Annotated in this window: 15 protein-coding genes; 5 read left to right on the top strand and 10 right to left on the bottom strand. The window is 70.7% G+C overall.

Annotation, left to right across the window (positions count from 1 at the left end):
• Positions 1-75: 75 nt before the first annotated feature.
• On the bottom strand, positions 76-246 hold the full coding sequence (gene rpmF, locus ACH0BZ_RS02160; RefSeq protein WP_406896273.1) for a 50S ribosomal protein L32: 171 nt from the start codon (positions 244-246) through the stop codon (positions 76-78).
• Positions 247-302: 56 nt separating this feature from the next.
• Entirely contained in the window at positions 303-560 is a 258-nt protein-coding gene (locus ACH0BZ_RS02155) for a type B 50S ribosomal protein L31 (protein ID WP_406896272.1), read from the bottom strand.
• A gap of 370 nt (positions 561-930) precedes the next feature.
• Here ACH0BZ_RS02155 and rpmB point away from each other — a divergent pair, with 370 nt between their 5' ends.
• The 5 genes from rpmB to ACH0BZ_RS02130 all read left to right on the top strand — a co-directional run bounded on the left by rpmB (position 931) and on the right by ACH0BZ_RS02130 (position 3,068).
• On the top strand, positions 931-1,167 hold the full coding sequence (rpmB, locus tag ACH0BZ_RS02150; protein WP_406896271.1) for a 50S ribosomal protein L28: 237 nt from the start codon (positions 931-933) through the stop codon (positions 1,165-1,167).
• 1 nt (position 1,168) lies between these two features.
• Positions 1,169-1,333, top strand: a complete 165-nt coding sequence (gene rpmG / locus ACH0BZ_RS02145) for a 50S ribosomal protein L33 (RefSeq protein WP_007632789.1) — start codon at positions 1,169-1,171, stop codon at positions 1,331-1,333.
• 3 nt (positions 1,334-1,336) lie between these two features.
• Positions 1,337-1,642, top strand: coding sequence for a 30S ribosomal protein S14 (gene rpsN / locus ACH0BZ_RS02140; RefSeq protein WP_406896269.1), 306 nt, complete (start codon positions 1,337-1,339; stop codon positions 1,640-1,642).
• A 10-nt stretch (positions 1,643-1,652) separates the two neighbouring features.
• On the top strand, positions 1,653-1,907 hold the full coding sequence (rpsR, locus tag ACH0BZ_RS02135) for a 30S ribosomal protein S18 (RefSeq protein WP_406896268.1): 255 nt from the start codon (positions 1,653-1,655) through the stop codon (positions 1,905-1,907).
• A 180-nt stretch (positions 1,908-2,087) separates the two neighbouring features.
• Positions 2,088-3,068, top strand: coding sequence for an AEC family transporter (locus ACH0BZ_RS02130; RefSeq protein ID WP_406896266.1), 981 nt, complete (start codon positions 2,088-2,090; stop codon positions 3,066-3,068).
• A gap of 11 nt (positions 3,069-3,079) precedes the next feature.
• Here the strand turns inward: ACH0BZ_RS02130 and ACH0BZ_RS02125 are convergent, their stop codons facing one another.
• Genes ACH0BZ_RS02125 through ACH0BZ_RS02090 form a run of 8 tightly spaced genes read right to left on the bottom strand, consistent with a single transcriptional unit; the run spans position 3,080 to position 11,653 of the window.
• Complete coding sequence (locus ACH0BZ_RS02125) at positions 3,080-3,829, bottom strand: lysostaphin resistance A-like protein (protein ID WP_406896265.1); 750 nt, start codon at positions 3,827-3,829, stop codon at positions 3,080-3,082.
• A gap of 59 nt (positions 3,830-3,888) precedes the next feature.
• Positions 3,889-4,560, bottom strand: coding sequence for a 3-oxoacid CoA-transferase subunit B (locus ACH0BZ_RS02120; RefSeq protein ID WP_406896264.1), 672 nt, complete (start codon positions 4,558-4,560; stop codon positions 3,889-3,891).
• Positions 4,560-5,336: a CoA transferase subunit A gene (locus ACH0BZ_RS02115; RefSeq protein ID WP_406896263.1), complete on the bottom strand. Its 777-nt coding sequence runs from the start codon at positions 5,334-5,336 to the stop codon at positions 4,560-4,562. Before ACH0BZ_RS02115 ends, ACH0BZ_RS02120 begins: the two co-directional genes overlap by 1 nt.
• A gap of 33 nt (positions 5,337-5,369) precedes the next feature.
• Entirely contained in the window at positions 5,370-7,016 is a 1,647-nt protein-coding gene (locus tag ACH0BZ_RS02110; protein WP_406896262.1) for an AMP-binding protein, read from the bottom strand.
• A 48-nt stretch (positions 7,017-7,064) separates the two neighbouring features.
• Positions 7,065-7,922, bottom strand: coding sequence for an HpcH/HpaI aldolase/citrate lyase family protein (locus ACH0BZ_RS02105; protein WP_406896339.1), 858 nt, complete (start codon positions 7,920-7,922; stop codon positions 7,065-7,067).
• 5 nt (positions 7,923-7,927) lie between these two features.
• Positions 7,928-8,455: a MaoC family dehydratase gene (locus ACH0BZ_RS02100; RefSeq protein WP_406896260.1), complete on the bottom strand. Its 528-nt coding sequence runs from the start codon at positions 8,453-8,455 to the stop codon at positions 7,928-7,930.
• Positions 8,455-9,600 carry an acyl-CoA dehydrogenase family protein gene (locus ACH0BZ_RS02095; RefSeq protein WP_406896259.1) on the bottom strand — a complete coding sequence of 382 codons (1,146 nt, stop codon included), beginning with the start codon at positions 9,598-9,600 and terminating at the stop codon, positions 8,455-8,457. Before ACH0BZ_RS02095 ends, ACH0BZ_RS02100 begins: the two co-directional genes overlap by 1 nt.
• The gene (locus ACH0BZ_RS02090) at positions 9,593-11,653 is read right to left on the bottom strand and encodes an acetyl/propionyl/methylcrotonyl-CoA carboxylase subunit alpha (protein WP_406896258.1); all 2,061 of its coding nucleotides are present in this window, start codon (positions 11,651-11,653) and stop codon (positions 9,593-9,595) included. The genes ACH0BZ_RS02095 and ACH0BZ_RS02090 overlap by 8 nt, the downstream gene beginning before the upstream one ends.
• Positions 11,654-11,660 lie beyond the last annotated feature (7 nt).

Raw genomic sequence — 11,660 nt, 5'->3', positions numbered from 1 at the left:
AGCCCGGCGGGTCCGTGGGGACCCGCCGGGCTCGCGTCCGGGCGTGTGCGTGCGGCGCCTCGGGCGCCGCCGGGCTCAGCGGTCGAGGTCTACCAGGCCGAGCTTCGCGGCCTTGACCAGGCGGCGCGGGATCGCGACCGGGCGGCCGTCGATCTTGGTCTGCTGGAGGGCCGGGGTCTCGGCCTTCCACTGCGAACGGCGGGAGTGGGTGTTGGCGCGCGAGAGGCGGCGCTTGGGAACTGCCATGATTCGTCCTCGTGGTCTCGGGGGTGGAGTGGGCCGGCGTCACGCCGGCCCGCGGCTCACTTGCGGCGGGCGCGGTTGCCGTAGCGGCGCTGGAACTTCTCGACGCGGCCGGCCGTGTCCATGACGCGCTGCGCGCCGGTCCAGAACGGGTGCGACTCGCTGGTCACGTCGACGACGATGAGCGGGTACGAGTTGCCGTCCTCCCACTCGACGGTGCGGTCGCTGGTCGCCGTGGAACGGGTGAGGAACTTGGTGCCCGTGCCCGCGTCCTGGAAGACCACCGGGTGGTAGTCGGGGTGGATGTCGCTCTTCATGCTCAGATTCCTCTAGCTCGGGAGAAGTACTTGTTCTCTGGCGCGCGACCCGTGCCGGGCGCGCTGTGGCCAGTGGCCGAACCGGGGAATCCGGTCGCAGCACACGCATCGGTAGATCGTACCCGTATGATGGCCGCGCACCCAAGTCGCGCGGTCCCCACGCCGGACCCGCCGCCACTTTCGGCCCCTGACGTGCCGATTACCGTTTCGGCCGGGCTCGCCGTAAACTAGACCATCGCTGTTGTCTGCACGTTTGCTATCGCCTCCCACGGTGTTCGCGACGTGGCATCCCGCTCCGCCCCGGCGCCGCCGCCCGGAGCGTCCCGGTGCCGCGCGCCACCGCACGCGGAGGCGGAAGGAGAACCACGCCATGTCGGCGCATTGCCAGGTAACGGGACGGAAGCCGGGTTTCGGCAAGACCGTCTCGCACTCACACCGCCGGACGAGCCGCCGCTGGAACCCGAACATCCAGCGTCGTAGCTACTTCCTGCCCTCCGAGGGTCGTCGCGTCACGCTGACGGTCTCGACCAAGGGCATCAAGACCATCGACCGCGACGGCATCGAGGCCGTCGTGGCCCGCATCCGCGCCCGTGGGGAGAAGATCTGAGATGGCTCGTAACGACATCCGCCCCATCATCAAACTGAAGTCCACGGCCGGTACCGGGTACACCTACGTGACCCGCAAGAACCGCCGTAACAACCCGGACCGCATCGTCCTCAAGAAGTTCGACCCGGTCGTCCGCAAGCACGTCGAATTCCGAGAGGAGCGCTGACCCGTGGCCAAGAAGTCCAAGATCGCGCGTAACGAGCAGCGCAAGGCCAAGGTGGCCCGGTTCGCCGAGCGGCGCGCCGAGCTCAAGGCGATCATCAAGAACCCCGAGAGCACCGATGAGGCCCGCATGGAGGCCCAGACCGCGCTCAACAAGATGCCGCGCGACGCCTCCCCCGTGCGCGTCCGTAACCGCGACGTCGCCGACGGCCGCCCGCGCGGCTACCTCCGGAAGTTCGGCCTCTCCCGCGTCCGCATGCGCGAGATGGCCCACCGCGGCGAGCTGCCCGGTGTCACGAAGTCGAGTTGGTGAGTAGGTAACCATGGCGAACAAGCGCACCCCGAACAAGAAGCTGCGTGCCCAGGAGGGTCGTCGTCCCAAGAAGAACCCGCTGAAGGTGGCGGGCATCGAGACGGTCGACTACAAGGACATCAACACCCTCCGCACGTTCATCTCCGACCGCGGCAAGATCCGTTCGCGCCGCGTCACCGGCCTCACGCCGCAGCAGCAGCGCCAGGTGGCCGTCGCGGTGAAGAACGCCCGCGAGATGGCCCTGCTGCCGTTCACCAGCCGCTGAGCTCACGCCCGGCGCGCGTGAACGCGCACCCTTCGTCCCGCACGCGGTAGCCACCGCGCCGACCGGACAACAGCAGCCCGATCGGGGCCGCGCCTCCCCAGGAGAGCGCGGCCCCGATCGGCGTTCACCGGCACTTCCTTCGCCGGAACCCTGCCCTCCCCGACTGTGAAGGAGCCCGCCGTGGCCGGAGTGCTCAACGGCTTCGCCGTGATCGTGGCGCTCGTCGCGCTCGGCTGGGTACTCGCCCGCAGCGATGTGCTCGGCCCCGACGCCCGGCTGGTCATCAACCGCCTCGTCTTTTTCGTCGCCACCCCCGCCCTGCTCTTCGACGCGCTCGCCCGGACGACGCTCGACGCCGTCTTCACCGGCGTCTTCGTGGTCTCCGCGGTGTCGGCCGTGATCATCGCGGTCGCGTACGCCGTGGTGGCCCGCCTCTGGCTACGTCAGGGGGCCGCGGACCTCGTCGTCGGTGCCCTGTCGGCCGGGTACGTCAACTCCGCCAACCTCGGCATCCCCATTGCACTCTATGTGCTCGGTGACCTGGGGTTCGTCATGCCGCTACTGCTGTTCCAGGTGGTCGTGCTGCAGCCCGTCGCGATCGCCGTGCTCGAGCGGTCCACGCCGGCCGAGGGCCCGGGCGGGACTCCGGGTGGCGGGGCTGCGCATGGGGGCGCGGATTCCGGCCGCGGCGGCGCACGTGACGCGCTCGTCCAGGCGATCCGCAACCCGATCGTCGTGGCGGCGCTGGCCGGCGTGCTCGTGGCGGCACTGCCGTGGACGCCGCCCGAGCGCCTGCTCGAGCCCGTTCATCTCGTGGGGCAGATCTCCGTGCCCGGCGCGCTGCTGGTGTTCGGCATGTCCCTCTACGGCGTCAAGGTGCTCGAGGCCGGTACCTCGCCGCGTCGCGAGATCGCCTTGGCGAGCGCCCTCAAACTGATCGTGCATCCACTGCTGGCGTACGCGCTCGGGGCATGGGTGTTCGGAATGCAGGGGGCCGAGCTGCTCACGGTGGTCGTGGCCGCGGCGCTGCCCACCGCGCAGAACGTGCTCGTGGTGGCCACCCGTTACGGGCGCGGGATTCTGCTGGCCCGCGACTCGGCCGTACTCACCACGCTCGGCGCACTGCCGGTACTTCTGCTGGTCTCGACGCTGCTCGCCTGAGTGTGCCGCCGCTACAGCGTCGTGAGCAGGCTGCCGAAGACGATCGCGTTGTTCACCCCGTGCAGGACGATCCCCGGCACGATCGACCGGTACCACTCGGCCATCCCACACAGCGCGATCCCCACGACCAACAGGTACGGCAGCGCCGGCGGGAGGACGTGGACGACGGCGAAGACCGCACCCGCCAGCACGAGGCCGGTTACCGGCTGGAACCGCGCACGCAGGGCCGGCAGGACGATGCCGCGGAAGACCACCTCCTCGACGATCGGTACGAGCACCGCCACGCCGAGCAACCCGAGCACGGCGACGACCGGACCGCCGGTGAGCAGGTCGCCGAGACCCTGCTGCTCGTCGGCGGACTCCTGGCCGAACGGGGCCAGCACGAGAACCGACGCGATGGCGCCGGCGAGCATGACCGCCGGGATCTGCCACGCCAGATGTGCCGGCGAGCGTGCGGGCGCGCGCAGACCCACGTCCGCCCAGGTCAGGGTCCGTCGCCGGAGCAGGTGCACGCGCACCGCGAGCAACACGGCCAGCGACGATCCCCATACCACGACCAGCGCGAGGATCGCCGGATCCGGACGGCCGGCCCCGGCGACGCGCATCCCCACCATCCCGAGCACGACCAGCCCGGCCGCTCCGAGCCCGTAGAGCGCCACCCAGGCGATCGCCGCGAGCGCGACTCGGCCACGGATCGGGGTCGTCCACAGCCCGGGCGAGGTCACGGTGCCCGCCGCGGGCGGCGAGGGCGGAGGCGGCACGGGATACTGCACCCCTCCTTTGTAGCCGTCACCTGCTCAGGAGAGCCGACCGGGCGGGCTCAGCGCAGGTGGTCGGCCACCCGGTACGGTGCGTCGGTGGCGGCCTTCACCTGGTCGAGTGTCACGCCGTCGACGAGCTCGGTGAGGGTCAGTCCGTTCTCGTCACGGTCGAAGACGCCGAGTTCGGTGATGATCCGATCCACACAGCCCAGCCCGGTGAGCGGGAGCGTGATCTCGGAGACGATCTTCGACGAGCCGTTCTTTGCCACCTGGTCCATCACCACGACGATCCGGCGGGCGCCCACGACGAGGTCCATTGCGCCGCCCATGCCCTTGACCATCGCGCCGGGGACCATCCAGTTGGCGATGTCACCGGCGGGGTTGACTTCCATGGCACCGAGGATGGCCACGTCGATCTTGCCCGAGCGGATCATGCCGAAGCTCATGGCCGAGTCGAAGATCGCCGAGCCGGGCAGGGTCGTGACGGTCTCCTTGCCGGCGTTGATGAGGTCGGGGTCCACGTGGTCGGGGTGCGGGTACGGGCCGATGCCCAGTAGCCCGTTCTCGGACTGCAGGGTCACGGTCACGCCCTGCGGCACGTAGTTGGGCACGAGGGTCGGCAGGCCGATCCCGAGGTTGACGTACTGGCCGTCCTCCAGCTCCAGTGCCGCGCGGGCGGCCATGGCCTTGCGGTCGCGGCCGATGCGGGCGGGTGTGGCGGGGGTGCTCATCAGCGCTGTCCTTCCGAGGGCGGGTTGGTGGTGGTCTTCTCGATCCACTTGGTCTGCGCGACCTGCTCGGGCGTGAGCTCCACGAGGCGGTGGACGAAGATGCCGGGCAGGTGGATGTCGTCGGGCGCGAGCTCGCCCACCTCCACGATCTCCTCGGCCTCGACGATGCACACCCGGCCGGCCATCGCGGCCAGCGGCGAGAAGTTGCGGGCGGTGAGGTTGAACCGGAGGTTGCCGCTGCGATCGGCGACAGCCGCACGCACGAGCGAGAAGTCGGCCTCGATGGCCTGCTCGAGCACGTAGGTCTCGCCGCGGATCTCGCGGGTCTCCTTGGCCGGCGAGGCCAGCGCGACCGAACCGTCGGCGGCGTACTTCCACGGCATGCCGCCGTCGGCGACGTAGGTGCCCACGCCGGTGCGGGTGAAGAACGCCCCGATGCCCGAGCCACCGGCCCGCATCCGCTCGGCGAGCGTGCCCTGTGGGGTGAGTTCCACCTCGAGCTCGCCGGACAGGTACTGGCGGGCGAACTCCTTGTTCTCCCCGACGTACGAGGAGACGATCCGGCGCAACTTGCCGGTCTCGAGGAGGATGCCCAGGCCCTTGCCATCGACCCCGGCGTTGTTGGAGAACACCTCGAAGTCGCCGACGTCGCGGGCGGCGAGCGCCTCGATGACGATCTGCGGGATGCCACACAGGCCGAAGCCGCCGGCGGCGATGGACGCCCCGTGAGGGATGTCCGCGACGGCCTGGGCCGCGGTCATGAGCTTGTCAGACATACGTGTCGCTCCTCCTGGGTGATCGGATGGCGCTCAGGCGATGCCGAGCATCTCGATGGCCTGGGCGCGCATGTCGACCTTGCGCACCTTGCCCGTGACGGTCATGGGGAACTCGTCCACCACGTGGACGTACCGCGGGATCTTGTGGCGGGCGAGCTTGCCCATGGCGAACTCGCGCACCTCCTCGGCGGTGAGGTCGTGCTTGCCCGGCTTGAGCCGCACCCACGCCATGAGCTCCTCGCCGTACTTGGCGTCGGGCACGCCGATCACCTGGGCGTCGAGGATGTCCGGATGGGTATAGAGGAACTCCTCGATCTCCCGCGGGTAGATGTTCTCGCCCCCGCGGATCACCATGTCCTTGATCCGACCGGTGATCTGCACGTAGCCGTCGTCGTCCATCACCCCGATGTCGCCGGTGCGCATCCAGCCGTCCTCGACGGCCTCGGCGGTCTTGTCGGGCTGGTCCCAGTAGCCGAGCATCACCGAGTAGCCCTTGGTGCAGAACTCGCCGGCCTCGCCGCGCGGCAGCGTCTCGCCCGTGGAGGGATCGACGATCTTGATCTCCAGGTGTGGGCCCACGCGGCCGACGGTGCCGACGCGGCGGTCGAGCGAGTCGTCGGCGCGGGTCTGGGTGGACACCGGCGAGGTCTCGGTCATGCCGTAGCAGATGGAGACCTCCTCCATGTTCATCCGGTCGATGACCTGCCGCATCGTGGACTCGGGGCAGGGCGAACCGGCCATGATGCCGGTGCGCAGCGTGGACAGGTCGTAGGAGTCGAAGTCCTCGAGCGCGAGCTCGGCGATGAACATCGTGGGCACGCCGTACAGGCTCGTGCACTTCTCCTGCGAGACCGCGCGCAGCGAGGCCTCGGGGTCGAACGCCGGGGCGGGGATCACCATGCACGCGCCGTGCGTGGTGCACGCGAGGTTGCCCATGACCATGCCGAAGCAGTGGTAGAAGGGCACCGGGATGCACACCCGGTCCACCTCGGTGTAGTTGATGGTCTCGCCCACAAAGAAGCCGTTGTTGAGGATGTTGGAGTGCGAGAGCGTGGCGCCCTTGGGAAAGCCCGTGGTGCCGGAGGTGTACTGGATGTTGATGGGGTCGTCGGGCGAGAGGGTGGACCGGATCTCGGCGAGCACCGCCTCTTCGCCGGGCCCGCTCATCATGGCCTCCCACTCCTCGTCGCCGAAGAGCACCACGAACTCCAGGTCCGGGCAGGTCGGCTGGACCTGGGCGAGCATGCCCGTGTAGTCCGAGTCCTTGAACTGCGGCGCGGCCACGACGGCCCGGATGCCGGCCTGCTTGAGGACGTACTCGAGCTCGTGGACCCGGTACGAGGGGTTGATGTTGACCAGCACCGCGCCGATCTCGGCGGTGGCGTACTGGATCATCACCCACTCCCAGCGGTTGGGCGACCAGATGCCCACGCGGTCGCCCTTGCGGATGCCCAGGCGGTGCAGGCCCGCGGCCAGGCGCCGGACATCGGCGAGGAATTCGGTGTAGGTCCAGCGGCGGGCGGCCTGGACGTCGACGAGCGCGTCGCGGTCGCCGAAGCGCTCGACGGTCGCCGCGAGGTTGTCGCAGATCGTCCCGGTGAGCAGCGGGACGTCGGTCTCGCCGCGGGTGTGGGCGAGGTTCGGGTCGGGTGTGGTCGGGTCGAGATCGGTGGTGGTCATCTCGGGGCTCCTGGGGTGGAGGACGGGCTCGGCGGCCCGGCGGGTTACTTAGCTGGCGGCCTCGTGGCGACGCAGGGTCGCCTCGGCCTGACGGAAGACGGGGCCGTCGATCATGCGGCCGTCGAGCTGGAACACGCCGGGGTTGGTGGCCGCCGCGTCGAGCACCCTGCGGGCCCAGGCGACCTCCTCGTCGGACGGCGCGTAGGCGGCGCGCACGATCGCCACCTGCGAGGGGTGGATGCACGCCGTGGCGGCGTAACCGAGCGCGACGGCGTCGAGGGCCTCCGCCCGCTGGCCGGCCTCGTCGGCGATGTCCAGGTGGACCGAGTCCACGGCCCACCGGCCGAACGCGGCCGCCGCGAGGGCGACTGCCGCCCTGGCATGACGCGGCACGTCGCGGTACTCGCCGGCCACACGGGGGCCGCCTGCCTCGGAGTCGGCGAACCTCGACGTCGTCCCACCCATCCCGGCGAGCAGGTCCTCGGCGCCCCACATCATCCCCGCGCACCCGGGCGCGGAGGCGATCTCGGTGGCGCGGACCACGCCGAGCGGGGTCTCGACCAAGGCGAGAACCGCCGCGCCGGTCGTGGAGTGCACGTCGGTGACCTGGGCGGCCGACTCGGTCTTGGCGAGCATCACGCAGCGGTAGTCGGTGGCCGCGAGGGCTTCGAGGTCGGCGGCGTGGTCGTCGGTCTCCACGGGGTTGACGCGGACGATCGTGCGCGCCGGATCGAGGCTCGACGCCCGGAGGGCGTCGCGGGCCGCGGGCCGGCCCGCCGGCGCCACCGCGTCCTCGAGGTCCACGATCACCACGTCCGCCCGATCGGCGGCCTTGGCGTAGCGCTCCGGCCGGTCGGCGGGGCAGAACAGCATCGCCGGACCCGGCGGGACCCACGCCGCGCTCATCGGGCTCATGACGCGGCCCCGCCGTCGGCGTCGGACGCGCCCGGCCGCTTGCGCACGAGTGTCTTGCGGACGGCCTTGGCCACGATGTCGCCGTGCTGGTTGCGGCCGATGTGTTCGAGGGTGACGATCCCCTCCCCCGGCCGCGACTTCGACTCACGCTTGTCCGTGCACACGGTCTCCGCGTAGAGGGTGTCTCCGTGGAGCACCGGCTTGGGGAAGCTCACCTCGAAGAAGCCGAGGTTGGCGACGATCGTGCCCTGGGTGAGCTGGGCGACCGACAGGCCGACCAGCGTGGACAGCGTGTGCATGGAGTTCATGAGCCGCTCGCCGCCGAAACCCGGCTGGTCCGCCGCCCACGCGGCATCCAGGTGGAGCGCCTGCGTGTTCATGGTGAGCGTGGTGAACAGGACGTTGTCGGCCTCTGTCATGGTGCGGCCCGGACGGTGGAGGTAGGCGGTGCCCACCTCGTACTCCTCGAACCACAGGCCGCGCTGGACGACCTCTTTGCGGGCGGTTTCAGGCTGCTCGCTCATCACAGCCCCAGCCCGCGGGCGATGAGCATGAGCTGCACCTCGGTGGTGCCCTCGCCGATCTCGAGGATCTTGGAGTCGCGGTAGTGCCGCGCCACCGGGTACTCGTTCATGAAGCCGTAGCCGCCGTGGATCTGGGTGGCGTCGCGGGCGTTGTCCATGGCCGCCTCGGAGGCGACCATCTTGGCGATGGCCGCCTCCTTCTTGAACGGCTTGCCGGCCAGCATGAGGCGGGCGGCCTCGTAGTAGGCGCATCGCGCGGTGTGGGCGCGGGCCTCCATGCGGGCGATCTTGAAGGCGACGGCCTGGAAGGTGCCGATCTTCTGGCCCATGGACTCGCGTTCCTTGGCGTACGTGACCGACTCGTCGACGCAGCCCTGGGCGGCACCCACGGACAGCGCCGCGATCGCGATGCGGCCCTCGTCGAGGATCGACAGGAAGTTGGCGTAGCCCCGGCCGCGCTCGCCGAGGAGGTTCTCCTTGGGCACGCGGGCGTCGTCGAAGGTCAGCGGGTGGGTGTCGGAGGCGTTCCAGCCCACCTTGTCGTAGGCCGGCTCCACGATGAAGCCCGGGGTGCCCGACGGCACGATGATCGTCGAGATCTCCTTCTTGCCGCCCTCCCGGGTTCCGGTGACGGCCGTGACGGTGACCAGCGAGGTGATGTCGGTTCCGGAGTTGGTGATGAACTGCTTGGAGCCGTTGACGACCCACTCGTCGCCGTCCTCCTTGGCGGTGGTCTTGGTGGCTCCCGCGTCGGAACCGGCGCCCGGCTCGGTGAGGCCGAAACCCGCGAGGTTCTTCCCGGCGGCCAGGTTCGGCAGGTACTGCTGCTTCTGCTCCTCGGTGCCGAACTTGTAGATCGGCATGGCGCCCAGGCCGACGCCGGCCTCGAGGGTGATGGCCACCGACTGGTCGACCCGGCCGAGCTCCTCGAGCGCCAGGGCGAGGGCGAAGTAGTCGCCACCCATGCCGCCGTACTCCTCGGGGAACGGCAGGCCGAACAGGCCCATGTCGCCCATCTTGGAGACGACCTCGTAGGGGAACGTGTGGTTCTTGTCGTGCTCGGCGGCGACCGGGGCGACCACCTTGTCGGCGAAGTCGGCGACGGAGGCCTTGAGTTCGGCGTAGTGCTCTTCCAGCTCAGGCATTGTTCTCTTCCTCGGGGTCGGTGTCGGAATCGGCGGGCTCGACGGTCGCGAGCAGGTGGTCAGCGGGCACCTGCTCGCCGGCGGCGGCGTGGAGGCGGACCACGCCGTCGATGGGGGCGGTGAGCGAGTGCTCCATCTTCATGGCCTCCACGGCGAGGATGTTCTCGCCGGCGGTGACCTCGTCGCCGTCGGCGGCGAACACCGCGATGACCGAGCCCGGCATGGGGCTGCGGATCTCACCGTCGGCCGCTCCCGAGTCGTGGATCCGGGAGTCGATGAGCGGCAGCAGGCGCAGGTCCCACGTGCCACCGTCGCCGGCCACCCAGAAGGTGTCGGCGGACCGCACGACGGTCCAGCGCTGCTGGGTGGTGTCGATGGTCAGGCGCAGCGAGGCGCCGTCGCGGGCGACACGGGCGTGGTGCCGGGAGGCGACGTGGGCGGCGTCGGTCGAGCCGATGGTCGCGTCGGTGAGCGTGACCTCGGCGTCGCCGGGCGTGCCCTTGAGGCCCACGGTGACGGCGTCGCTGCCGGGCCCGGAGTCGAGGCGGGTCCACACCTCGGCGCGGCCGCCGACGCGCCACCCGTTGGGCACGTCCCACGGTCCGCGGCGGGAGGCGGGCACGCGGGCCCACCGCTCCTCGGTGCGGTGCATGGCGACGGCGACGAGGGCGCCCTCGGGGGCCGGGGTGGCCGCGTAGTCGTCGACCGTCCGGTCGAGCAGCCCGGTGTCCAGGTCACCGGCCACGACCTCGGGCCGGGCGAGCAGGAAGCGGCAGAAGTCGACGTTGGTGCGCAGGCCGAGTACGTGGGTGCCGGCGAGCGCCGCGTCGAGCCGGGACAGGGCCTCGTCGCGATCGGCGCCATGGGCGATGACCTTGCCGAGCATGGGGTCGTAGTCCGAGCCCACGACGGTGCCGACGCGCAGGCCGGAGTCCACGCGGATGCCGTCGCCGGACGGCTCCTCCAGCTCCAGGACGGTGCCGCCGGTGGGCAGGAAGCCCTTGGCGGGGTCCTCGGCGTAGACGCGGGCCTCGATCGCGTGGCCGGTGAGCGTCACGTCCTCCTGGCGCAGGGTGAGCTCCTCGCCGGCGGCGATGCGGACCTGCCAGTCCACGAGGTCCACACCGGTCACCATCTCGGTGACGGGGTGCTCCACCTGGAGACGGGTGTTCATCTCCATGAAGAAGAACTCGTCGGGCTTCTTCGCGGACACGATGAACTCGACCGTGCCGGCGCCCACGTAGCCGACCGAGCGGGCGGCGTCGCAGGCGGCGGCGCCGATGCGCTGGCGGGTGTCCTCGTCGAGCAGGGCCGATGGCGCCTCCTCGATGACCTTCTGGTGGCGGCGCTGCAGTGAGCACTCGCGCTCGCCCAGGTGGATGACGTTGCCGTGGCGGTCGGCGAGGACCTGGACCTCGATGTGGCGCGGGGTGTCCACGAAGCGCTCGAGGAACAGGGTGTCGTCGCCGAAGGCACCCGCGGACTCGCGGCGGGCCGAGGCCAGGGCGTCGCGCATCCCGGAGGCGTCCTCGACGCGCCGCATACCCTTGCCGCCGCCGCCCGCGGACGGCTTGATGAGCACCGGGAAGCCGACCTCGTCGGCCGCGGCGACCAGCTCGTCGTCGGTCAGTCCGGGCCGCGAGATGCCAGGGACGGTGGGCACGTCGCGCTCGGAGACGGCGGCCTTGGCGGTGATCTTGTCGCCCATCGTCTCGATGGCGGTGGCGGGCGGGCCGACGAAGATCAGGTCGGCCTCCTCGAGCGCCCGGGCGAACGTCGCGTTCTCGGACAGGAAGCCATAGCCGGGGTGGACGGCCTGGGCGCCGGTCCGGCGGCAGGCCTCGATGACCTTGTCGATGTCGAGGTAGGACTGCGACGCCGGGGCGGGCCCGAGCCGGACGGCGGCGTCGGCCATGCGCACGTGCTGGGCGTCGGCGTCGGCGTCGGAGTAGACGGCCACGGAGCGGATCCCGGCGGCGCGCAGGGAGCGGATCACGCGGCAGGCGATCTCGCCGCGGTTGGCGACGAGGACGGTGTGGAGTCGGGTGGTCATTGGTCAG

Origin of the sequence: Dietzia sp. 179-F 9C3 NHS (genome assembly GCF_045369825.1) — a bacterium.
In the GTDB taxonomy this organism is placed as follows: Bacteria; Actinomycetota; Actinomycetes; order Mycobacteriales; family Mycobacteriaceae; genus Dietzia.
The sequence above is the reverse complement of the archived record's forward strand: the minus strand, read 5'-3'. Positions and strand labels throughout refer to the sequence as shown.